This window comes from bacterium (genome assembly GCA_021371935.1).
Classification (GTDB): domain Bacteria; phylum Armatimonadota; class UBA5829; order UBA5829; family UBA5829; genus UBA5829.
This window is the reverse complement of the sequence record JAJFVF010000002.1, coordinates 181257-204436: the sequence shown is the minus strand read 5'-3', so window position 1 is coordinate 204436 and position 23180 is coordinate 181257. Positions and strand designations below refer to the sequence as shown.

The 23180-nt window shown below is 50.1% G+C and carries 19 protein-coding genes and 1 other annotated feature; of the genes, 12 read left to right on the top strand and 7 right to left on the bottom strand.

Annotated features, from left to right (window positions below):
- Positions 1-83: 83 nt before the first annotated feature.
- The 4 genes from LLG46_00980 (at position 84) to LLG46_00965 (ending at position 5474) form a co-directional block, all read left to right on the top strand.
- A complete protein-coding gene (locus LLG46_00980; protein MCE5321869.1) occupies positions 84-1391 on the top strand; it encodes a SpoIIE family protein phosphatase in 1308 nt (435 codons plus the stop codon).
- Between the two features lie 303 nt (positions 1392-1694).
- Positions 1695-2666, top strand: coding sequence for a hypothetical protein (locus LLG46_00975; protein MCE5321868.1), 972 nt, complete (start codon positions 1695-1697; stop codon positions 2664-2666).
- Between the two features lie 33 nt (positions 2667-2699).
- A complete protein-coding gene (locus tag LLG46_00970) occupies positions 2700-3536 on the top strand; it encodes a DUF2267 domain-containing protein (GenBank protein ID MCE5321867.1) in 837 nt (278 codons plus the stop codon).
- Between the two features lie 153 nt (positions 3537-3689).
- Positions 3690-5474 carry an O-antigen ligase family protein gene (locus LLG46_00965; protein ID MCE5321866.1) on the top strand — a complete coding sequence of 595 codons (1785 nt, stop codon included), beginning with the start codon at positions 3690-3692 and terminating at the stop codon, positions 5472-5474.
- 7 nt (positions 5475-5481) lie between these two features.
- On the opposite strand, the gene LLG46_00960 is transcribed toward LLG46_00965, so the two are convergent.
- Positions 5482-6915, bottom strand: a complete 1434-nt coding sequence (locus tag LLG46_00960; protein MCE5321865.1) for a hypothetical protein — start codon at positions 6913-6915, stop codon at positions 5482-5484.
- 173 nt (positions 6916-7088) lie between these two features.
- Between LLG46_00960 and LLG46_00955 the strand changes: the two genes are divergently transcribed.
- The 5 genes from LLG46_00955 to LLG46_00935 all read left to right on the top strand — a co-directional run bounded on the left by LLG46_00955 (position 7089) and on the right by LLG46_00935 (position 12444).
- Complete coding sequence (locus tag LLG46_00955; GenBank protein ID MCE5321864.1) at positions 7089-7733, top strand: cyclase family protein; 645 nt, start codon at positions 7089-7091, stop codon at positions 7731-7733.
- 77 nt (positions 7734-7810) lie between these two features.
- Entirely contained in the window at positions 7811-8242 is a 432-nt protein-coding gene (locus LLG46_00950) for a vitamin K epoxide reductase family protein (protein ID MCE5321863.1), read from the top strand.
- Between the two features lie 87 nt (positions 8243-8329).
- The gene (locus LLG46_00945) at positions 8330-9301 is read left to right on the top strand and encodes a hypothetical protein (GenBank protein ID MCE5321862.1); all 972 of its coding nucleotides are present in this window, start codon (positions 8330-8332) and stop codon (positions 9299-9301) included.
- A 69-nt stretch (positions 9302-9370) separates the two neighbouring features.
- Positions 9371-10114, top strand: a complete 744-nt coding sequence (locus LLG46_00940) for a gamma-glutamyl-gamma-aminobutyrate hydrolase family protein (GenBank protein MCE5321861.1) — start codon at positions 9371-9373, stop codon at positions 10112-10114.
- Positions 10115-10152: 38 nt separating this feature from the next.
- Positions 10153-12444, top strand: coding sequence for a hypothetical protein (locus tag LLG46_00935; GenBank protein ID MCE5321860.1), 2292 nt, complete (start codon positions 10153-10155; stop codon positions 12442-12444).
- Here the strand turns inward: LLG46_00935 and LLG46_00930 are convergent.
- Entirely contained in the window at positions 12410-12940 is a 531-nt protein-coding gene (locus tag LLG46_00930; GenBank protein ID MCE5321859.1) for a hypothetical protein, read from the bottom strand. The genes LLG46_00935 and LLG46_00930 overlap by 35 nt on opposite strands.
- A complete protein-coding gene (locus LLG46_00925; protein ID MCE5321858.1) occupies positions 12933-14132 on the bottom strand; it encodes a serine/threonine-protein phosphatase in 1200 nt (399 codons plus the stop codon). Before LLG46_00925 ends, LLG46_00930 begins: the two co-directional genes overlap by 8 nt.
- A 122-nt stretch (positions 14133-14254) precedes the next feature.
- Positions 14255-14470 (top strand) — a binding site (T-box leader).
- 40 nt (positions 14471-14510) lie between these two features.
- On the opposite strand from LLG46_00925, the gene LLG46_00920 reads away from it, so the two are divergent.
- The 3 genes from LLG46_00920 (at position 14511) to LLG46_00910 (ending at position 19349) form a co-directional block, all read left to right on the top strand.
- A complete protein-coding gene (locus tag LLG46_00920; GenBank protein ID MCE5321857.1) occupies positions 14511-14999 on the top strand; it encodes a hypothetical protein in 489 nt (162 codons plus the stop codon).
- Positions 15000-15090: 91 nt separating this feature from the next.
- Complete coding sequence (locus tag LLG46_00915; protein ID MCE5321856.1) at positions 15091-17751, top strand: valine--tRNA ligase; 2661 nt, start codon at positions 15091-15093, stop codon at positions 17749-17751.
- Between the two features lie 320 nt (positions 17752-18071).
- Complete coding sequence (locus LLG46_00910; GenBank protein ID MCE5321855.1) at positions 18072-19349, top strand: 2-hydroxyacyl-CoA dehydratase family protein; 1278 nt, start codon at positions 18072-18074, stop codon at positions 19347-19349.
- A gap of 54 nt (positions 19350-19403) precedes the next feature.
- Here the strand turns inward: LLG46_00910 and LLG46_00905 are convergent, their stop codons facing one another.
- The 4 genes from LLG46_00905 to LLG46_00890 all read right to left on the bottom strand — a co-directional run bounded on the left by LLG46_00905 (position 19404) and on the right by LLG46_00890 (position 23160).
- The gene (locus LLG46_00905; GenBank protein ID MCE5321854.1) at positions 19404-20429 is read right to left on the bottom strand and encodes a class I SAM-dependent methyltransferase; all 1026 of its coding nucleotides are present in this window, start codon (positions 20427-20429) and stop codon (positions 19404-19406) included.
- Positions 20426-21634, bottom strand: coding sequence for an MFS transporter (locus LLG46_00900; GenBank protein ID MCE5321853.1), 1209 nt, complete (start codon positions 21632-21634; stop codon positions 20426-20428). Before LLG46_00900 ends, LLG46_00905 begins: the two co-directional genes overlap by 4 nt.
- A 324-nt stretch (positions 21635-21958) precedes the next feature.
- Positions 21959-22639, bottom strand: coding sequence for a methylenetetrahydrofolate reductase C-terminal domain-containing protein (locus LLG46_00895; protein ID MCE5321852.1), 681 nt, complete (start codon positions 22637-22639; stop codon positions 21959-21961).
- Between the two features lie 71 nt (positions 22640-22710).
- The gene (locus LLG46_00890; GenBank protein MCE5321851.1) at positions 22711-23160 is read right to left on the bottom strand and encodes a hydrogenase iron-sulfur subunit; all 450 of its coding nucleotides are present in this window, start codon (positions 23158-23160) and stop codon (positions 22711-22713) included.
- Positions 23161-23180: the final 20 nt, after the last annotated feature.

Genomic DNA, 23180 nt, shown 5'->3' with positions numbered 1-23180 from the left:
AAATTACCCAGCTTATATGCCTGAACTTGTTGCCACAAAATTGCGTAACAAATAGAGTATAGTCGTTATTATGGGAAGAATGTTTGAGTAATGCTCTAATCAGGAGTCAGATGCACGTGGATAATGAGAGCCTGGAAGCAGTACCGAAACGAGTGAGGGTCGGCCTTTATGTTATAAGATGGCTGATTATCATTGGGGTCCTTATTGAATCCCAACTGAAGTATGCAACTGTCCAAATTGAACGAGCAGAGATATTCTGGGCAGTGGTTGCAATAGCCGTTGGCACACTTATATTTCCTCTCACCATTGGAAGGCGTCTTGGCCGTGTATCCGACATCGTTGTTACGACAACCGATATTTTGTTCGTCACGGTGGTCGTATACTACAGCGGAGGTCTTGCCAGTCCGTTTTATCCACTCTATTATGTGACGCTTATCACGGCTGCCGTCACTTTCGGCACGCAAGGCTCGATGTTGAGCGCACTGGCAATAGGCATTGTTTCATTGTGTGTCCAGGCCTCACTGAAGCACTGGGCGCTTTCTGAATTTTTGTTGGTTGATGATATAACACAGACTTTTCCATATCTGTTTCTGATCGCCTTGATTACTGGTGCGCTGCGTGACCGCATCCAAGCTCTCGATTCAACGGCCTCGGAATTAATGGCACAGCAGGCAGCGATGGATCGAGAATTGGAAGTGGCAAGGCAAGTTCAACAGGCCCAGCTTCCACAGGAAATCCCTGAAATTAATGGCATGAAGATATCGGTGCTGTATAACCCGGCGCGGGAAGTCGGTGGGGATTTGTATGAATTCTTCCCTATTGAGAATGATCGACTTGGGATCGGCGTTGCTGATGTTGCGGGCAAGGGTGTCCCAGCCGCTCTCTTGATATCGGGTGCCAAGTATGGCATATACGAACACTACAATGAAAACCTGTCCAAAATGGCCGCAGACCTAAATTATCACCTTCTGTCTGTCACCACAAGTGAAACATTCGTAACCATGACCTATGGAATTCTGGCGGTAAATACTGGCCGGTTCCGCTATTTCAATGCAGGCCATATGCCCATTATGGTTGTAAAACCCGATGGTGGGGTTTTGAGCGGCATACAAGCAGATATCCCTTTGGGAGTGCTGGAAGCTGCAGAATATGCACAGCGTAGCATAACTTTGGAACCCGGAGATGTGCTTGTCCTCTACAGTGATGGAGTCACAGACGCCTTTTCAAAAACTGAAGGCCTGGAGATGTTCCAGGGCTTTTTGAAAGAAGTTGCCGGAAGCAGCATATCCAGTTGGGGAGAGCGTATGATGGAGTGTATAAAGGCGCCGGATCAAGTTGATGATATCACGATGGTAGCCATACACTTTATTTCCAAGTCGCAGCTTTCCTGACGCCTTCGGGCTTCTGGGCAGTTACAGGTATTCTCAAGGCAATCCAGAGTCCTACTGGTGATGTTGTCAGGCTGTTGGTGCCGAGAGACTTCGTCAACGATATGACCGACTTCACTCCCAGCCCATAGCCAGTGATGGGCATACCACGATGAATAACGGCGGAGCTTATTGGCTCCGCCGTTTTTTTACTGGTTTAGCCTCTCCTAAGGGCGGGAACAAGTAAACGCCGGCACTTTATGTCGGCAAGGGGCGAGTTCGGTCGGCATTTTCACCGTGGGCGTATTATCAGCTGGAGGGATAAATATGCGCCACACAGTAATTTGTGCAATGTGTCTGATCGTTCTTTTGTTTGCCCCATATTGCCCGGCTGATGCCGAGCGAGTCATGGGCGAGGTATATCAAGTCAGCAACGATGTTATTGTTGCCAGCTTCCCCGTTCCGGTCCATCCGCGAGCACTGATGACTATTCTGAAAGGCGATGGCGATAGTGTGGCAGGGCTGGCAATCGCCCAAAAATGCAACGGTGATGCTCCTCCTTATGACGTGACGGGAGCACTTTATTTCACGATGGATGCGGTTGCCGTCTCTGCAGGCAAGAAAGTGTATGTAAACTCCTTTAATGCGGGTGCGGCTCCCAGCAGTATTGATCCTCCCGCCGCAGTAAAACCTGCTCCGTTTTACAAACCGCCGTCAGATCAGGATTTAAAACTCTACTACTATGCAGCCGGACAGACAGTCGGCTACGGTGCATTCGGACTTGGTTATGAGCGTTCGGTAAGGCTCTATAAGGCTATTTCGCTTGAGTTGGACGGCGGCGTGACTGGAGTAGGAAACCTTGACAGTCAGAGTGGGGATAGTTTGAACGCGGATCAGTTGATCAAAAGCCTTAATGGTCGCCTGCGAGTTGACCTTTGCAAAGGCTTTGCCGTCTATACTGGTTATCGTTGGAACCAGGCGCGTGGTGACGATGAAAAATGGGAAACACTTGTCAAGCACCTGGGTGGCACAAAATTCGATGCAGCCTCGGACAATGAAAGAGGCATAGTCCAGTTCAAAGGCATGGAGTATGGCTTCATCGTGAGGCCTTTCAAACGTTTTTCTGTATCTGCAGGCTACATCCCGGAATATATCAGCGATTATGGCACACTTGGGGTAATCGGCAGGCCGGCATATTCAGGTGAAGTCAGGTTTGGAGGCGGCAGGGGTGCGGTCAGGTTTAGAGGCATAACCACCACGGACTACTGGCTTGCTGATATGGGTGTCACGATCAGGTAATTGGTAGTAGGGAACAAGAGATAGGAGAGATAGATGCAAACAGAAGAATTTCTGAAGAAAGTCAAGCAGCGTGCCGGCCTTATAGACAACAATAGTGCCAAACGTGCAAGCGAAGCAGTGTTCGAGACCTTGCGAGCACGTATTTCTCACGAAGGCGGCGATAACGTGGCAGCCCAGCTGCCAAAGGAACTCAAGGACCTTTGGGAAAGCAATGTGTTCGAGCATGTGCAGCGAAAAGTTATGGGCGGCGAACGTTTTGATTTAGGCGGGTTCTTGGCCAGCGTAGCCCAAAAACTCGGGCTTGACGACATTTCTCAGGCCGAGACCGTGACAAAGGCAGTCTTTATGTCTATGCACGAACAGATAACGCAGGGTGCGGCCCAGTCAATATCCCACCAGCTTCCGCAGGATATACGTATTTTTTGGGAATCATCGGTCGCTCAACAGACTTTTCCCTACGAATGGGAAGCACCTGTGGAGACAATGGAGCAGGAGACTATAGTTCTTGCTGAAACAGAGGAAGAAATCAAGGCTGGGCAAGAGACGTCTCCATCAGTTCATCCGCCTGCAATGGACAGGGTGACAATGGCTTCGGAGCATGCGGGTGTGCAAGGCCCCGCAAGCGTAGAGCACTATCGTTCTGATTCGCAGCTTGCCGAAGAAATAGGAGAAATGCTAGCAGAAAGTGATGAGCTGGACCCTGAGCATATTGAGGTCTTTGTCGAGAGAGGAAATGTCACATTGCGAGGCAGTGTCAAGACTTCTCAGGAACGCGAGGTTGCAATTGAGATAGCTTCGGAAGCTCTAGGGGTTGGGGAGATCCGCAGTGAGCTTGAAGTAATAAGCGAGAAAGCAGCCGGCGGCAGGTAGTGGTTAAAAAGCGCAGCAGTTGGATATAACGAATAGCGCCCGGCAGTTAATATCCGGGCGCTGTTTAGCCCGCATTATTCACGTTCCTCGTGAATGATGCTCTCGGAGACCCGGATTATGCGGGCAGTGTGTAATCCGGGTTAGTGATCCAAAATGCGGCGCAAGATCAAGTCAACACCAGATGAAAGCATATATCAACGTGCAGGCAGATGGGTGCTCACACTTACATTTGGTGTGCTTGCACTAGTTTTCTGGCCAACGGCAAATAATGCGAACCTGGCAAAGCCGGTTCTGCTTGTTGCAGGGCTGATAGCGATAAACTTTCTGCTTTTTGCAAGATATGCCAGAGGCGAACATATACATTTGGGCTATAGTGCGATTGACCTTTGCGTGGGCATTTATACACTTGTGTTGTGCACCTCCTGGATATACTCGGACTATCGCAGCCAGACCGTAATCGCAATGCGATCAGGCATACTGTACGCGATGCTTTACTTCACCACAAGACTCATTCTCACAGATGAACGCACCCGCGCAAAGCTGATATATACGCTGCTCTTGGGATGCACTGCTGTCTCGCTGGCAGGAATATATGAGAGGCTTGGCGGCTTGCCATGGGGCAACATGTCGGCTGTCTCTTCAACATGGTTTAACCCCACATACCTGGCGGCCTATCTTCTTACTGTAATGCCTCTTGCAGCCTGGGCGGCTTTTGAGAAGAGACATCCATTCCGTTCTGCGGGGATTGCGGCACTGCTCACCGGCGCGCCGGCACTGTTGTTTACTTCCACCGTAATCGCCTGGGTCGGCGTTGTGCCCATTCTTTTGGTCGCACTGGTTGGAGCATGGCCTTTGCTTGCTGCCGACAAAAAGAAAAAGCTCGCAGAGTTTGCGGTGGCGTGTGTTGTTCTTATCGGTGCATATCAATTTGCTTCATTGCACTGGTGTCCCACTCTCTCGCCCACTGGTGTGATTGCGAGAGCATTTTCCGCATCGGACGCAAGCAACAGCGAACGTCTTGGCCTGATGACGACTGCTTTGCATATTGGGTGCTGTAGTCCAATATTGGGAAAAGGAGCAGGGACTTTCGGCATCTATGCACCTCAGAATGCACCTCATTCCTGCTATGCAAACATCCTCAGGGACCCGTCAGTAAATGGCCCGGTCATTATTGCACATGCCCACAACGAGTTCCTGGAGGTATTTGCCGAGTTGGGTATAATTGGTCTGGTTGCATTTTTGTCGATGCCGATAGCCGCCGCATGGGCTATTTTGGTCCTACAAAAACAAAAAGACGTATCACTTAACGATAAGCGGCTTGCGATTGCGCTTTTGGCGGGTATGGTCGGTTTTTTGGCGGCGAATATGGTCGGCAGGTCTGCGAGAGTGCCGGGCGAAACGGCTTATTATTACATCTTGCTTGCCGTATTGGCTTCTATGCATGCGCAAAGTGAATTTTGGCGGCCGGTGAGAAAATCCAAGCGTACATTTCTGCTTGCAGCAATATCGGCGGTATGTGCACTGCTGCTGATAATCGGATGGTCGAGCCTGACTGAGCTAAGATCGAGCATATACCTTACCAGAGGTGAGGCGCTGCTCACCGATCCATATAACACAGCCGGATCTGCCGCGGCAGCGGAAGAGTTCAAAATTGCCTGCAGGCTGACTCCATTTGACCCAGGCGCATGCTACGAACTTGGAAATGCCCTTGCTGTATCTGGCCGGCATTACGAGGCTCTCGATGCATATAAAGTCGTTGAAAAGCTCTCTCCCGACTATGGCAGAGTACATTTCAACAAAGCCACAAGCCTTTATAACCTTGGCAGATATATCGAAGCAGAGCGTGAAATGACTATTGCTCACGAACAGGACGGCCTGCCAGACAGCCGTGCAAGACTCGATTACCTGAGAAGTCTATTTCACAAAAATAGCAGATGAAGCCAAATTACTCGGCAGCCGATTTTTCCTGTGTGGGCTGAAGTTGTTTGTTGAGATCAGACTTCATCTTGTCGATGCTCTCGAGTGCCTTCTTGATGATTCCGTCAGCCTCATTTAGACGTTTCAGGATGCTCTCTGCATTAACAGTCCCGACACTCAAAGCAGCCGCCACGGCATTCTTGCGTGTGAACGCACCAAGGACAATATTATCCTGCGCATCCACAAGCCCGGAGGGCGCTTTTAGTTTGGTGAGATTTTGCCAGGCTTCCTCTGATGCATTTTTGCCCGCAGCAGCAACTATTGCCTGATGTCCTGAATGAACCGACCGGCAGAGCGATGCAGCTTCCTTATCGGATGCGACAAGTGCGTCTACGACCTTGCTGCGGTAATCATCTATTTCACTAATCTGCAGTCGCACAGCCTTAGCGTTGCGTGTGAGCTTGTCAACATTAATCTCGACCTTGGGCACCGGCTTCGGATTTCGCAGAGGTGTTGTGACCGCCACACCGGTCAATACCAGCAGCATCAGCCCGCCGATCAATACGAATGAATTTCGAGACCTGTTTCTCTTCTTGACCGGTTTTGGGAGGTTTGGATTTGGGCGAAAAGTCTCGTCGTCGGGTTGCTCATCATTGATTTCTTCTGCCGACGTCTCGTAGCCCAGTTCTTCAACGCTCTTATAGACAGCCTCTTCGTCAGTTGTGTTTGATACTGCTTCAGGCTCAACCGAAAGTTCTGTCACAGGCACTGAGGCTATGGGTTCTATTACCGGCTCTTCCACCGGTTTGACGTCAGGTTCACTGTCCGTTACGGCAGCAGACTCGACAACCACCGGTTCAGGTTTAGCCTCTTCGGTCTGAGCACCTGTCATCTCCTCGAACATTTCCTCAGCCAATGACTTTGCCTGACGGCCGCCCTTCATTGGTTTTGGTGTCTGTTCGGCGTCGTCTTTGGGTGCTTCGATATCCGCTATTTCTTCAACAGGTTTTGTTTCAGTTGCCAGAGCGCTATTACCAATATTAGGCTCTATACGCTCCACCTTTTTCCCGATTGCGGACTCTATCTTTTCAGCTATTGCATCACATTTTGTGACCCGCTGATCGCCGCTGAAAACAATGACATTATCCGGCGGACCGGATACATTTGTCTTTGGTGTGCCGTCTGTCTGTATTTGAATGACTGCGCCCATTGGGCCTTTGCGCACATTAACATTTATGACATCGGCGTATGCATACTCGCCGACACTCAGTCCGTTAAGGGTGCCAGTTGCGGTCAGTCCTGCCTTGATTATAAGGATTCGGGAATTTGTAATTACGATGGCCTGGCCCTGGTCGCCAGTCTCCTGGGCAACAATTTCTTCCCCGTCCTGAAGCGCGGTGTCGCGCGCCTGGGCGAGGCGTTCGTCCATACCATCCTTGGGAGCGCCTTTGTCAGAGGCCATTACAGAGCTACCTCCGGTTCATACTATCGACTCATACTTATATTTCGGCGTGTTCCGCTCTCTCCTGTAGAGCATTTGAGCCTGCAATTATCAAAACCGGCATATTTGGCGATAGACGTCTTTCCGGGTATACTTGACTATATTTGCCACATCAGCCAAAGGAAGCGAACATTTTGAAACGTATAATCGATCTTTCATACAAAATAACGGCCGGTATGCCTGTCTACCCGGGCGACCCACAAGTCCGGTTTAACCGTGTACATACAATCAAGGATGGCGGATACAATGTCACCGAGGTTGTTATGGGGACGCATACCGGAACGCACATGGACGCACCTTCGCATTGCATTCACATCGATCGTGGAATAGACTCTCTAAGGCTTGAGGCAATGGTCGGCTGGGCTGAAGTACTGGACGTGGGGGAGAAGACTGACGGCTCAGAGATAACGTCTGCCGATCTGGACGCATATGCTGAAAGAGTCAGTGAAGGTTCAAGGGTGCTCATAAAGACCGGCTGGGGCAGACGTTTCGGCGATCCGAGTTTTTTCACCAGCTTTCCGGGACTGAGCGCGGGAGCGGCGCTGTGGCTGACGAAAAGAAAGATCTCGCTGCTTGCTCTTGAGCAGCCGTCGGTGCATCGCGAGAATCATTTAGAAATCCACAAGACACTGCTTTCAAATGGAGTTGTTCTGATCGAATCGGCTGCCAACATGGATCAAATCACTCAAGATAGAGTGTATATAACAGCTCTCGGGTTGCCTCTGGCCGGGCTTGACGGTTCGCCGATACGCATGATCGCAGTAGAGGGAATGAACTAGACCCTGCACAATATGCATATATCGTGTGAATGACGTGTGTTATCACGGGTAAACTATGCATGTAGCGGAGGGGTGAAATGGCAATTATAGTCTTGGTCATAATTCTGGCTCTGGTTGGCTTCGCAGACAGCCTCTATTTTGTAATGGTGCATTATGGATTCACTGATGCCGAACCCCCGGAAGTTCCATTATGTCCTGACGATGGGCACGGCACGTGTGCAACCGTGGCACGTTCGCCTCAGTCGGAATTTTTTGGCGTGCCCAGCAGCTTGTTCGGACTGGCGTTCTACGGGGCGGTACTTGCTGCGGCAGGAATGAGACTTATGTTCGGGTTCTGGCCTTTGCCGCAAATATTGGCGGCAGTATCGGTTGCATCTGCAGTCGTAAGCTTGTATCTTGCATATACTCTTGTCTTTCAAATACAGATACTGTGCCCGCTTTGTTTCACAGCCCACGCGATCAATCTCAGCCTGGCCACAATTTTTGTGATAATGTTAGTTCGGCATTAGCAAAAAGGGTTGACTTCCACCATACCTCGCGATATTCTGATACAAAACGCTTGATAATGGGAGCACTCTAGGAAATTGACAGGGAAAATGAGTTCGCGAGAGCGTGTGCAGTTGGTTTTACAGGGTGAACTGCCTGACCGATTGCCGTTTAATTTTTGGATGGATCGCGACAAAATGGCGGCGCTGGACAAGAAGTGGGGGGCTGATTTTAGACTCACTCACTATGGTGCAGATGTTGTTGAAGCATTTGCAATAATGAAGTTCTGGTCCTCCATTCCTATGAAGACTCACTTCGACGGAAAAACATCTTGGCAATTGGAGCCGATGGTAAGTTCGCTCAAGGAAGTGTCCGATTACCCGATGCCCGACCCGCTGGGGGCAGATTTGTTGGCCGATATTCAGGCCAAAAGAACCAAGTATCCCGACAAGGCAATATTTGCGATGCTGCTGCCTCCGTTTGCTGTAATCGAGCCTCTTCGTATGCCGGAAAACCTGTTTCTGGAACTCTACGACAGCGCCGACGAGATTCATCATATACTCAGCCGGGTGACGCCGGTTATGGTGGAAGCGGCAAAGCGAGTGTGCGCATCGGACATAGATGCGCTCTACCTTGCGCATGACATCTGCAGTCGCGATGGAGCAATGATATCTCCCAAGCATCTCAGGGAGTTTCATTTCGATTACATGAAGCCTATTATAGACGTAGCGCATGAGGCGAACAAAAAGGTCCTCTATCACTCAGACGGCTACATCTTGCCTGTGCTCGACATATATGTCGAGTATGGAATCGACGGCTGTAATCCCCTGGAGCCTCGCTATAATGATTTGAAAACGTTTGCGGACAAATTCGGAAACAAGCTGATGCTCTATGGCGGCGGAGACAACTGCGGTGTGATTCCTGATGGGACAGTGGAGCAGGTTCGAGAGCATGTCCGCAGCCGATTCGAGATAGCCGGGGTAAATGGCGGATATATTTTTTCGACCCACGATATTCCCGGTTACTGCCCACAGAAAAACCTTGATGCGATGATTGATGAGATCAAAAAGTGTATTTACTGATCCTATCATAACTGGACTAGCGACACCCATCTGTGAGATACTAAGGTAACAACGCAAAGAGGTCCAGCAATGTCCAAACCGATCATAATTCTGACAGCCGGAAGGCAGAACCTATATACGCCGCGCAAAGAGGTCCAGACCGTATGGGCCGGCTGTGATATTGACTATGTAAAGGCGGTCCTGCGCTCAGGCGGCGCGCCAATACTCATGCCGCACATTGCCGACAAGGAATCGATCCATAAATTGCTGGAAGCTGCCGATGGAATAATCTTCACCGGCGGGGGAGATGTCATATCGACAGCATATGGCGAGCAGCCTCATCCGAAAAGCGCTCTGCAGGACCCGGCCAGGGATGAGATGGAGTTCGAGGCGGTTCGGACGGCCATGGAGTTAGGTCTGCCGATACTGGGCATCTGTCGTGGGATTCAGGTCATCAATGTTGCCTTAGGTGGGTCATTGGTCCAGGATATTGCCTCTCAAGTCCCTGATTCAGTAAAACATTTTTCTGCAGGACTTGCTCCAATGCTTTTGCATGATGTGGCAATTGTGCCGGGTTCGCTTTTGGCCGGTATAGTCGGGTCCACGTCTATGGCGGTGAACAGTTGGCACCATCAATCCATAAAAGAGATTGGCAGGGGGCTTAAAGTCAACTGCCATGCGACTGATGGAGTGATTGAGGGCGTCGAGTCCGATGAAGGTAAACCGATACTTGCCATGCAGTGCCACCCGGAAGAAATCGCTGCCGATTATCCACTTTTCCAACGTTTCTTCGACTGGTTGATTGAGAATGCTTCAAAGCATGCCGACGGTTGACACCCAGCGCAGCCGTTCATATAATTACTGAGCATCAAATGACATCATCCAATGTTTCACTGATAATACCGCTCGTTGAAGCAGGACCTCTGCGCAGGGCAGGCAGGAAAGCGACCGACTTATCCAGGCTGATCGCAGCGCATTTTGTCGTCCCGAGAGGGTTTGTCATCAGCGCCGATGCATATCGCTGCCACCTATGGGCAAGCGGCGCACGTGAAATTGCCTCCACCCTGGCCGAAGCTGAAGACAGGGAAAAGATCCGCGAGGCCATCATCTCCGCCGAAATCCCGGCAGATGTGTGGCAGGCGATTGCGGATGCTTATCAGCGCTTGTCGCTGCAACTGGGTTTTGAGAATCCTGTGGTCGCAGTCAGGTCTTCGGCAATCGAGGATAGTCAGGCGCAGGTAAGTTTCCCCGGCGCATACGAAAGCATTTTGAACGTATCAGGCCAGGATGCTCTCAAAGCGGCGATCAAGCGTGTATGGGCATCGCTGTGGAGTGGTAAGGCAGCCGCATATCGAGCGCGCCACGCCATAACATCCGAGCCGGCTATGGCGATAATCATCCAGCAGATGATGGAAGGCAAATGGTCAGGCACTGCCCTGACTGCAGACCTGGTGACCGGCAACCGAAACCGTATCATAATTTCCTGCTCATCATCCGCAGATGCAGCCGACCTTTCGTGTTTCACAGTGGATTTACACAATCCGTCCGCCGTGGCAAGTGGTGATGACCTGGCAAACTCACCTGGAGAGAGTGTCATAACCCTGCTTGCTGAAAAGGCAATTGTAGTAGAAAAGACACTTGGCTCTTCTGTTGAGCTTGAATGGACATACGACCTGGACCAGCTGTGGTTCTTGCAGGCAAGACCGATGAGCAATATTCCTCCATACTTTCCCGACAATGGCGATGATGAGCATGATGGTGTGTGGAAAAGACTGGCATCATTTCCTGTGTCGAACTTTTCAAGACAGAGCCTGTTGGCGTCGGGGCAAGTCCGTGTTGTCAATGGATATGTCTACGAGCAGCAGCGCTGTGGACTAGACAATGCCGGCAGACAGATGGCTGAGGGTTTCAGGCTGCTTGAAGACTGGCAGACCAAAACAGGCAAGTCGCTAAAGAGACTTGACTTCTCAGGCGACACTGATTTGATCGCACGTGCCCAAAAGCTGGCCGGTGACGTGAGCAGCCTGCTAAAGTGGATGTCAGACGCAAGGCACTATGGATATCTGTTTGTTGAGCATCTTCGCCAAATAATCGATCAATGCGATATAGACACATTTAGCAGATTGTTAGGATGGCTGCCGGGAGATGCGATAATGCGTGATGCGCATCTGCAGGAGCTTGCAGATCAGTTCTGCTTTGCTCAGAAGTCCGGCAAGTTGGATGATCCATCGTGGCGCAAGAGCTACAAAGCAGATGTCGAGAGATTTGCCCTGGAATATGGCCACTCATTCACTTGTGTTGATGATGCATATGACATCGCTTCCTGGGAGAGTTGGATCGAAAACGGCGATACAGTCTTCAGAATGATTGCGGCCATGAGCCGTCGACAGGATTGCGCCAGCCTGATAACACTTCATTGTGCAACGGAAGATGATTACCGTCTAGCCGTAGCGGAGGCTCAAAAAGTGATAGGGGCGGCTAAAAAGGCTGGTTTTGAAAAAACTCTCCGCCTCACCAGAGGGTGGCTTTCACTCGGAAATGAGTGCGAAATCGCGCTTGCAAAAGCGGAAGCCCAGTTAAGACTTACGATTATCGAGCTTGGACGCAAACTGAAAAATGCAAATGTGATGGCAGACAAGCATGATGTATTTTATCTCATCCTATCAGAAATTGCCGAACTTATCGAACAGCAAGGTGCAAACCGCGAGAAAGAAATGGCAGCACTTGTGGCTCAGCGTAAGCATGACATCTGGCTTGAAGACCGGCTCAGTCCCCCTGATATTCTGCATGATGACGTGGAAACGGCTCCATCTCTTGCATCGGTATTTACTGGAACAAGCATTTGTTCTGGTTCTGTTACCGGCAGAGTGCGAAAAGCACTAAGTGTTGAAGATGCGGGCGAGATTGAGCACGGTGAGGTTCTTGTGGTTGAATCGCCAACCTTGGCATGGACTCCATTCCTTGCAACCGCTGGAGGGTTTATTGCTCAGGGAGAATGCCTGCAGCCGGGAGTCGAATCGGTGATGAGAACATATGGTGTTCCGTCCATAATTGGATGCAAAGGGGTGGTGGACGCGCTTCAAAACGGCGATCATGTGACTCTGGACTGCTCTGCGGGTGTGATTGAGATCAGTACCCGGTCATCCGCCGCGCGATCCGTATGACTTCAGCCAATAGCTCCGGGTTGTCAGAGCCGATCAGATATTGTTTCGAGCGAGTGGATGTGAGTTTGACCCCACGTTTTCCACAGAGACAATAGGTTTTCATCTGCCTGCAAAGGTGTATTTTCCAATCACCGATATTGACAAGCGGCGGGAGCCGATGAACGTCGACTTGCTCGATATCCTCCATCTTTAGTGTGAGCAGCGGGATATCAAATATTCCCAGTCGGACCTGCACACTTTTGGAGCTGACGCGTATTCTCAGCCCGCCAAGCAAGGCAATGCAAAACGACCCTATTATAACTGGCAGCACTTTCTCCGGGGTAAAGACCGCACCGGCATAAAACACGACGATAGTAATGGAGATAATGAAGTTAATCCAAACAGGGCTTTGGACCTCACGATAGGTCCAGTTTCTGCCCTCTTCAGTGGCTGCGCCAATGCGTCTTTCGATATCTTGTATATCTGAAGACTCTATGACCTCCACTTGTCTATCCACGACAATCATCCTTCTTACGTTTGAAGACCAATATCGCGACATCGTCGGCAAACTTTCCTCCGGCAAATGCAAGTGACCTGTCAACTATATGCTCAGCAATAGCTCTTGCAGTTGCATCATGAGCTTCTGACAAAGCCGTCATTATCCCCGATTCGCCGAAAAATTCGCGTTTTTTGTTGCGAGCCTCTATCAAACCGTCTGTGTATGCAACAAACACACCGCCCGGCTTAAGATCAAATCTTGCAAGTTCATATTTCGAGTCATCCCTTATTGCAAGAGCGTTGCCTCCGAGTTCCAGAAGATGACATTTGCCGTCGCAGACAATGGGATGGCAGTGCCCCGCGTTTACCAGGGACAGTCGTCCGCAAGGTTCGTATTTGACAGCCAGAGCCGTCGCAAAAAGGCCGGACTTGAGTTCGGAATCAGAGACACGGTTGACTCGGGTCATTGCATCTGCCAAATCAGCGTTTTCGCGCACAAAGCCTCTGAAGAGGGATCGCAGCATTACCGAATCTGCTGCAGCATCCAGCCCATGACCGGCGAGATCGCCTATTATGAACGCCGCTCCACCCCCGTCAAGAGTGAAAAAGTCCAGGAAGTCACCGCCCAGACGCGCCTTTTCTCGTGCGGAAATATATATATGAGCCACTTCAAGGTCAAAAGTCTTTTTCGGAATCTCCGCCAGCAGTCCCTCCTGCACAATACGGCCGACCTCAGCTTCCTCTATGAGTTCTTTTCTATATGATTCAAAGTAAGAGGTTGCCATTGCCGCCAGCGCAGCGTGCAGGAACTCGTCCATTGCTATGAACCATTCCTGTGTCTTCTCGCAGCGCTCTGTGAGCAGAAAAGGCGTATAGCTTTGTTCCAGAAAGTGGATGCTGACTATCAAACCTTGGAACGGATACCTATGCTTAGCCAGGTTTGTGCCGATATCTTCAAGTTCGGTAATACACAACTCAATTTCACGGCCAGCCATACGTGTAAGTATGACACTCAGGATTTTGTCGAAGAGGTTGCGTAAGTCACTCCGGCTGAATCCGGGTGGTTGCCATGCCCGGCTCTGCAAGCGCAGCCATTCATCAAGGATTTTGTTTTGCTGAGGCAATAGTTGCTCAGCAATTTCTTGAAGAGAGCTTTTGTTTGCTTCAGAGAATGATATAATGCGATATCCTGCGAGCCTATGTGTTTCCATTTTGCCTCGTTATCTTTGTGAACATTTATATTATGATACCACGAATGCATTGGTGATGTACGAATTGCGTCAGCTTTACAAGTCAGCCTAAACGCGCTAGAATAAGAGCAATAATTGAACATATAGGCGCGGGGAAGAGTAGGCGGTAAATGTCCGTAGAGAGGAAGCGGTCGGTGAAAGCTTCCGGCAGGTGCCGCTCGAACGTCGCCTCGCTTGCCGCGGGAAGAACGGATTTATTCCTATTAGAACCTGCCGGGTGTGCCCGTTACAGCAACATGAGCTTTGCTTGATTTAAGCAGAGAAATCAAGGTGGTATCACGAGTCCTGTCGTCCTTGTAGTGGGATGGCGGGGCTTTTTATTTGCTCAGAGGTGATCTGATGGTCGATGAAGAGCTGGACTATTATGAAGCCAGGTCATGGTTTTGGACGCGCACATTTGTCTGGATAGTACCCGCGATCATAATTACAGCAATTGGCCTGTATCTCTTTTGGAATTACTATAAACTGGTCGGCTCATCCTCGTTGAAGTTATGGGTATCGATTGGGGGAGGAGTCGGGACTGTACTAATCGGTCTTCTGGGAGCCAAAATTTCTCTGGAGTTTGTGTGGATGAGACTGGGACGTCTCTATGGCTATGTAATAAATGGACCGATATGCGCGGTGATATCGGGCATTGCGGCGTTCTTGCTGTGTGGGGCAATCCTGAGTACATTGCAAAACGATGCATATAACCCGATGTCTCAGGCAGAGGTTCAGACCACATATATGTTGATGCAGTTCGGCATAGGCGCATCTATGTTCTGGGGGTTTATATTCGGCAGTTGGTTTGCCATGAGGCGTGACAAATATTTTATTGAGCAGATATAGAGTAGGTAACAGAGCACAGGTACAGGCAACAGATAAGTAATTTATCCCTCCGGGTATCCTGCCTGGAGGGAAAGATACTGAGGAGTAGGCGATGAATGATAACATAAAACAGGCGGCAGAGCTGCCGAAAGTATACGACCCGACAAATGTCGAGAATAAATGGTATAAGTTCTGGCTGGACAAGAACTATTTCCATGCCGAGCCGGACGAGGGCAGGGATAAATACTGCATCACTATCCCGCCACCCAATGTCACCGGCTCGCTGCATATAGGCCATGCGCTCTGTTACAGCATCCAGGATGTCCTGACCCGATGGAAAAGGATGCAGGGGTTCAATACTCTCTGCCTGCCAGGCACCGACCATGCCGGCATCGGCACTCAGAACAAGGTGGAGCAGGCGCTTGCCAAGGAGGGTCTGACCCGTCATGATCTGGGTCGGGAGAAGTTCCTTGAGCGCGTATGGGCTTGGAAAAAAGAATACGGCGGCCAGATCATTCACCAGTTCAAGACTATGGGTTTCTCCTTCGACTGGGAGCGTGAGCGTTTTACGATGGACGCCGGATACACCGACGCTGTTCTGGAATCGTTCATCCGGCTCTTCGACAAGGGCTATATATATCGCGGCGCGCGAGTAATCAATTGGTGTCCGCGCTGCCACACAGCCATATCGGATATCGAGGTCGAATATGTTGAGCAGCACAGCCATCTCTGGCACCTGCGATATCCCCTCGAAGACGGTTCTGGATATGTCATAGTGGCGACCACTCGGCCTGAGACAATGCTGGGTGATACGGCAGTTGCCGTGAACCCAAGAGACGAGCGATATGCGGATATGGTAGGCAAGAATGTCAGGCTGCCACTTACTGACCGCTTGATCCCGATTGTAGCAGATGAGCATGTGGATATTGAGTTCGGAACAGGCGCTGTGAAGGTCACTCCCGCGCATGACCCCAATGACTTCGAGATAGGCATGCGCCACAAGCTGCAGCAGATTGTTGTGATAGGTCCCGACGGCTCGATGACCCAGGAAGCTGGAACGGATTACGAAGGTCTGGACAGGTTCAAGACCCGCCAGAAAGTGGTCGATGACTTGGACAAACTCGGTCTGCTCGATCACATAGAGGACTATTCGCACTCAGTAGGCACATGTGAGCGCTGCCACACCACAATCGAGCCTCTGCTCTCTGAGCAGTGGTTCTGCAAGATGAAAGAGCTTGCCGGTCCGGCTATAGATGTGGTGAAGCAAGGTAAGGTCAAGTTCCACCCGGATCGCTATGAGAAGATATTTATCGAGTGGATGGAGAACGTCCGCGACTGGTGCATATCCCGCCAGCTCTGGTGGGGTCACAGGATCCCGATCTATAAGTGCGACGAGTGCGGTGAGGTTGTCGCCGCCAGGAGCCAGTCGGATGCTATAAGCAAGCTCAAATGCGGCCACTCCGGCGTGACCCAGGATACGGACGTGCTCGACACATGGTTTTCATCTGCTCTCTGGCCTTTCGCGACAATGGGCTGGCCGAAGCAGACGCCGGAACTCGATTATTTCTATCCGACGGATGTGCTGGTGACCTCGCGCGAGATCATATACCTGTGGGTCGCAAGAATGATCTTTTCGGGCATGGAGTATTTGGGCGAGATTCCTTTTAAGGATGTGTATATCTACGCTACGGTGCTCAATGAAGAGGGCAAACGTATGAGCAAGTCGCTTGGGACGGGTGTTGACCCGCTCGATCTCATAGACAGATTCGGGGCGGACGCTCTCAGGTTCGCTCTGATTCAGCAGACAGGTATGAACCAGGACATCAAGTTCTCCGATAAGCGCGTGGAGGATACACGCAACTTCGGCAACAAGATTTGGAACGCCAGCCGGTTCGTGATTATGAACCTTGAGGACTATGATGGACAGAGTTTTGATAAGGATGCTCTCCGATTAGAGGACAGATGGATACTCTCTCGACTGAACCGTGTGATCGAGACAGTCAACTCCAGTCTGGTGACATACAACATGGACGTAGCCGCCCGCGCAATATATGAGTTCCTCTGGAGCGAGTATTGTGACTGGTATATAGAGCTGGCCAAGCCGAGGCTCAGGGACAGCGATGATCAGAAGCGTCAGGTACAGTCAGTTTTGTATTACGTGCTGGAATCCACTCTGCGGCTGCTGCACCCGATCATGCCTTTTATCACCGAGCAGATATGGCAGGCTCTGCCTCATGAGGGCGAGAGCATAATGCTTGCGCCGTATCCTGAAGCTGATTCGAGTATGTTTGATGGTGAGGCTGAAGCGCAGATGAATGCTGTTATGGACGGTACCAGGACTGCCAGAGAGCTGAAAGCGTCGAAGAATATTCCGATCCGTCAGTCGACTGTAATGGCGTTCCAGCCGTCCTCCGGCAGGGAGCTGACCGAGCATGAAAAGACTCTCATCGAGAGCCTCTCCGGCGCTGTGATCGAGCTGACTGACGTTCCTTGTGACCTTGAGAGCCATATAGCAGGGACTGTTCCAAACTTCGGGACGTTCTTTATGAGTGTTCCCAAACTCAGCGACGAAGAGTGCAAAGCGGAACTAGCCAGGATAGATAATGAATTGAAATCTATCGAAAAGGACCTATCCAGGTCGCAAGGCAAGCTCTCAAATGAAGGTTTCGTCTCAAAGGCTCCTGCTGCTATTATAGAGAAAGAAAAGAGGATAATAGCCGAACTCTCTGAAAAGAAACAAAAGCTGGAGGATAGGAAGAGGTCGTTGTCTTAGCTTCTATATATTATTAGCTTTGTCCCTCCAGGTAAGATTTTATCACTACAGGTATCTTACCTGGAGGGATTAGTAAGGAGAAGCCGCTGGCTTAATATCTGGCGGCTCTTAACTCTCCACCCTCCACTCTCAACTAAATGAAAGGAGGCAGGGCAGTGGTATTTACACGCTGCAAAACGTGAGTATCCGCAACAGCGGTGCACGGGTTGTATCAAGTGATTAATATTGGCCGCGACCACGCCCTGCCGATTGTTCCTCTCTGGACAAAGCGGTAATACAAGCATGCGTGATTGGGGGCCGCAGATCAAGGAGGAATATGCATGTCAGACTACAGACAGATGTGGACAGACTTGGGGATGGACCTCAAGCGCCACGATCAGCTTCTCGAAATCCTGGGAGGAGCCTACAGCCAGTATTTTCTATCGCAGCATAACCGCCCCGAGACGATGAAATACTTCGACTTCGTCGTCAGTGAAGCTCATGGTCTGCGCATTCAAGAGTTGAATGAACATCGAAAGGCCGGTGGAAAAGTGATAGGCGCGTTTTGCGTCTTTGTGCCGGAGGACATCGTGATAGCTGCCGGAGCTATCCAGGTCGGCCTGTGTGCGGGAGCCGATTTTGCCATACCGGATGCCGGCGGCCTTATTCCAGAGGGCGCCTGTCCGCTTATCAGGGCTTCGCTCGGTTTCAAAGTCAGCGACACATGCCCATATATCCAGTCTTCGGACCTGCTGGTGGGTGAGACAACATGCGACGGCAAGAAGAAAATGTATGAGGTTTTGGCCGAGTTTCATCCAATTTTTGTAATGGAGCTTCCGCAGACAAAATCTGATAAAGCACACGAGCTATTCCTGGCTGAGATTCGCAAGTTCAAAGACAAAATAGAAGTCTTTACCGGCAATAAAATCAGTTCCAGCGCACTTGCTGAAGCTACAAAGAAGATTGAAGCGAAGAAGCGTGCGATGCGCCGCTTCAATGCAGCCAGAGCCGCAGATCCGGTACCTATCTCGGGACGCGATGCTCTGCTGATAGAGCAGATCGCCTTCTACGATGATATGGATCGTTTTACTGCCAAGGTAAACGAGCTTGCAGACGAACTCGAAGCGCGAGTTGCGAAAGATGAGGGAGTATTCCCAAAAGGCACGCCACGAATTCTCTACTCGGGCACGCCACTGCCTCTGCCGGACTGGAAGATCGCGACCATAGTCGAGCAGGCAGGTGGGGTCATGGTGGGAGAAGAATCATGTGTTGGAAGCAGATATTACTCAACTACAACACCTGCCGATGACGACACTCTCGACGGGCAGCTAAAGGCCATATCCGAGAGGTTGATGCAGACTCATTGCGCATGCTTTACTCCTAACACGGAGCGTGCGACCGATATTACCCAGATGGCGCGCGATCTCAAGGCCGACGGTGTGATGCACTACTCGTTGGCATTCTGCCAGCCATACGCATTTGAGGCTATTAAGATCGAAAAATCTTTGCAGAAAGCCGGAATACCTATGCTAACATTGGAGTCCGACTTTTCGGCCAACGATGCCGGTCAGCTCCTGACCAGAGTGCAGGCATTTGTTGAGATGCTCAGTAACAAGTGATAGCGGTTGCCTTCAGGCAGCATAATGTCTGGAGGCATCCACAAAGAGATAATACTATATAGGCTTGGTTGCAATTGTAAAGTCACCAACGCCGGATTTAGCAAAACGCACAGATGCCGCGCCGAAATAACTGCTAACCTGCATAAAGGTTTCTTTGAGATTTTGAGCAATGCCCGAAGTGATGGCAAACTCAGCAAACGGCATCAGAGAGTTTATGTCACAGCCAAAACCTCGTATATCTGTAAAACCAATCTTTGCAAGTGCGTTCCCAAGTGATCTGAGTGAAAAATGATGTAGTTCGTAGTAGCACGAGTTCACAATACTCGTTTGCAGGCAGCGGAGAAGCTCGATTAAGCTGTGGTCTGCTAGCCATGTCGACCCCGACGCCTGAATGGAGTTAACGATCTGACGGATTTCGTTATTTTGAAGTATACTGTGATCGAACCATATGGCATACCGCGCTTCTCGGAGTGCCTTTGACTCGCAGACCAGATATGAAAGCAGATATTCAGATTCGGAAATCTCCACGCATACTTCCTCAGAGTTTGTGTCTACCTCATCATCATATTTCTCAAAGGTCATCGCCAGCTTTGCTCCCGGCTTTAAAACACGATATATCTCCGTCAGCCCTTTTATCGGGTCATCAGCCTGCTCGATTGAAGAAGCCGCCACCGCACCATCGAATGTATTGTCTGGAAATGCCAGGTCTTGTATGTCCATATTGCGAAACTCGCAGTTCGATATGCCAAGACGCTGTGCATTCCCTCGCTGCACTCCAACCCTTTTATCTGAAGGGTCGATACCAATAATCTTTGCACAGCGAGGCGCAATTATCAAACTCGGCCAACCATCACCAGGACCAACATCCATAATAACCCGATCTGTTCCGCATACAGCTACAGCGAAAGCCTCACAAATTGCCGTATCGCGCCAATGATAAGTGTTTTCAGGCGTTGGCTCCTGATAGATACCAACCAATTGACCTCCTGACTGGAGTTCGCTTCTGTCCGATATAAGTCTTGCGCTGGTTGTTTTGGTCGGTCTTAGGTTTTCTAATATCCAAGTCTCAGTAGGATTCATGCTGGACCTCCGGGTTTGTTACTGCAGGTACTATCGATCTTAATGCAGAAAATGCTAAACACGCCGAGCACTATTATTACAATTGCCGAGACCATAAATCCGGTCCGATAACCATATCCAGTAGCTACAGCGCCGAACCCGAGATAGATTACCACTGCCATAACCTCACTTAAAAAACCTTGAACGGACAGGACTGTTGCCCTTGCATCACTCTCGATGGCATACTGCAGTCTGCATTCGATATTTACCTCAATGACTATCCAAAGGAAGCATATGGCTGGAATGCTTATGACGCTGATCGGACACATATAATATGCCGCGACAAGGAGAATGAAACCGCACGAGCAGTACACAAAGAAAGAGGCTCTTTCTGAAAGCCATTTGACTTTGTGCGCAACAAGACCCGCAATAACCATTGCAGCGGATACCACGGAAGTGAGAATGGCAATTTCTTCTTTTTGCATACCCGCCGATTTATAAAAAAGGCTCCAGTACTCTTCCAGAGTTGGAAAGAAGACAACTGCAAAAGCGAGAAACGCAATAAGGCGTTTGGCAGTATGGTTTCTATATGTTTCCCGAACACCTTCCTTAAGAAGTGCGAGATAATGTACCTCTGCTGTTGATTCCGCTCGTTCTGCAGGATGAGTAAACAATATGGCTGCGAAGGAGATTGCGAGAGGAAATAGACCGGCCAGGATAACAATCCTGTAGCCGAAGTGTATCATCAATGCTGCCGATAGGCCTGATACGAGAACTGCAGTTGTAGACAGACTCTTAATGCGTCCGATAATGCGCGCATAGTCATCTTGCTCCTTGTAGTGTGATAATTCATCGAAGACAAATGCTTCAAATGATCCTGATGAAAATGCGCTGCGTATTCCCCAGCAAATAAAGCCTACAAGAAATCCCCAAAATGTAGGCAGGAGCATCCAACATATATATCCGCAGATTTTAGCGGCCTGTGCAAATAGCAAAATGTTCTTGCGGGAATATTTGTCTGCCAATGCACCGGAAGGTATTTCCAAGATGAATGTAACTGCGGACCATACAGCAAGCAGCACTGATATTTGGATGGCACTGAGACCATAATCACTGAACATCACCGCATAGAATGCATAGATGAAGATCAACTCATTGAAGAAGCTGTAGGTATATATTTGCCCAAGAAACAGCTTTAATTCGCTGCTCTGTTTCTTATTAATCATAGTGTCCTCTTTTCTGTAAAAATGAATAACCTTGCTGTGTTGCAGCACTCAACGATGAAAATCATTTCTACAGAACCTGGAGGACCACGAGGCGAACAAATATACCACCTGATATGCTCTATCAGGCGTTGAGGAACATCCGAAGATCAAGATCAAGGAGGAGATAATGCGCGATCAGTTATCAACATTGTGTCTGTGCTCCATATGTGATGTTCAATTATACACAGCGTCACTTCTTATCTGCAAGTAACAGAGCCTTTATGCTTTGAAATTTTCGCCCTATATTCTCGCCACAAGAAAATTGTATTGCAAAAGGTTTTTTTGCTATCCTGGTAAAGTTATACGCTGATCCTCACGAATGACCTTCCTGCATCCACCCGAATGACTCTTTGACCAGTCCTGTGGAGCGACTATCTCATTGAGCCTGTCGAGCTGGCCGATGGCCTTGAGGCGATCATAGATGAGCTGCCAGCCGCAGTCCTGGTCGGGTGAGACCTCGCACTTGCCGTTGCGTGCATTTCCACATGGACCGTTGAGCAGGCTCTTTGCGCATCGAGTGATCGGGCAGACTGCACCGTATTCACCCAATACACACTTGCCACAAGCCGCACACTTTTCAGTCCAGACGCCCTGTTCCTGCAAGATGCCGATGAACTTGGTATCCAGCCCGGCGTACACTGGAGTGTTCGGGAACCTTTCGGCCGTTGCCTGAACGCCTGCTCCGCAGGCCAGCGAGAGCACTGCGTCTACGTTCTGGACAGCCTCTATGGCGTCCTCGAAGAACTCGTTTTCGCACTGGCGCTCGATTGTCAGTTCTTGTATATCATGCTCCTGCTCATCGAGCTTGTATGCGATCCGCAGGGCAGAACTAATCATTCCGACCTCACGCTCGCCGCCGGCAAGACAGACAGTGACGCATGTACCACAGCCCAGCACCAGTATGCGCTTGTACTGCGCCAGGATATCTTTCAGTTCTTTAATATTTTTTCTTTGTGCAACGATCATTTTTATCTCCTAAGGCAACAGGCAATGGGCAACAGATGAAATGTTCCTGCCGAGCCGTAACTGCATTAGCGCTATTTTGTTGAGACGACTATTCTTTCCTTGGTTTCTGCATTGGCACGGAGCGGACTCGGCCCGAGTTTTTTAATCCGGTCGGCCATTATCCCGACTATTTCAGCAAACCTGGGTCCTTCAGCGGAGGAGAGATTGAACATCTCCAGCCTGTCTTTTTCTATTCCGGCTTCATCCAGCATCTCCCGGACAAGCTCGACGCGTCTTCGTGCTCGCAGGTTGCCTTCCTGGAAGTGACAACCGCCTTCGAGGCAGCCGGCCACGAGCACGCCATCGACACCCTTCTCAAATGCGGTCATGATATAGCCCGGGTCCACCTTGCCGGTGCACGGGAGCCTCAGTACACGCACATTTGCCGGATATTGCAGCCACATGGAACCTGCGAGGTCTGCAGCGGCATATGCGCAGTAATGACAGCACAGCGCCAGTATTTTTGGTTCAAAATTATCCATATGATCGAACTCTCAATTCT

What these genes read in the sequence shown, in the direction of transcription:
- LLG46_00975 (MCE5321868.1), top strand. Translation starts at nt 1,695, where the DNA reads ATGCGCCACACAGTAATTTGTGCAATGTGTCTGATCGTTCTTTTGTTT.
- LLG46_00970 (MCE5321867.1), top strand. Translation starts at nt 2,700, where the DNA reads ATGCAAACAGAAGAATTTCTGAAGAAAGTCAAGCAGCGTGCCGGCCTT.
- LLG46_00965 (MCE5321866.1), top strand. Translation starts at nt 3,690, where the DNA reads ATGCGGCGCAAGATCAAGTCAACACCAGATGAAAGCATATATCAACGT.
- LLG46_00960 (MCE5321865.1), bottom strand. Translation starts at nt 6,915, where the DNA reads ATGGCCTCTGACAAAGGCGCTCCCAAGGATGGTATGGACGAACGCCTC.
- LLG46_00950 (MCE5321863.1), top strand. Translation starts at nt 7,811, where the DNA reads ATGGCAATTATAGTCTTGGTCATAATTCTGGCTCTGGTTGGCTTCGCA.
- LLG46_00945 (MCE5321862.1), top strand. Translation starts at nt 8,330, where the DNA reads ATGAGTTCGCGAGAGCGTGTGCAGTTGGTTTTACAGGGTGAACTGCCT.
- LLG46_00940 (MCE5321861.1), top strand. Translation starts at nt 9,371, where the DNA reads ATGTCCAAACCGATCATAATTCTGACAGCCGGAAGGCAGAACCTATAT.
- LLG46_00935 (MCE5321860.1), top strand. Translation starts at nt 10,153, where the DNA reads ATGACATCATCCAATGTTTCACTGATAATACCGCTCGTTGAAGCAGGA.
- LLG46_00925 (MCE5321858.1), bottom strand. Translation starts at nt 14,132, where the DNA reads ATGGAAACACATAGGCTCGCAGGATATCGCATTATATCATTCTCTGAA.
- LLG46_00920 (MCE5321857.1), top strand. Translation starts at nt 14,511, where the DNA reads ATGGTCGATGAAGAGCTGGACTATTATGAAGCCAGGTCATGGTTTTGG.
- LLG46_00915 (MCE5321856.1), top strand. Translation starts at nt 15,091, where the DNA reads ATGAATGATAACATAAAACAGGCGGCAGAGCTGCCGAAAGTATACGAC.
- LLG46_00910 (MCE5321855.1), top strand. Translation starts at nt 18,072, where the DNA reads ATGTCAGACTACAGACAGATGTGGACAGACTTGGGGATGGACCTCAAG.
- LLG46_00905 (MCE5321854.1), bottom strand. Translation starts at nt 20,429, where the DNA reads ATGAATCCTACTGAGACTTGGATATTAGAAAACCTAAGACCGACCAAA.
- LLG46_00900 (MCE5321853.1), bottom strand. Translation starts at nt 21,634, where the DNA reads ATGATTAATAAGAAACAGAGCAGCGAATTAAAGCTGTTTCTTGGGCAA.
- LLG46_00895 (MCE5321852.1), bottom strand. Translation starts at nt 22,639, where the DNA reads ATGATCGTTGCACAAAGAAAAAATATTAAAGAACTGAAAGATATCCTG.
- LLG46_00890 (MCE5321851.1), bottom strand. Translation starts at nt 23,160, where the DNA reads ATGGATAATTTTGAACCAAAAATACTGGCGCTGTGCTGTCATTACTGC.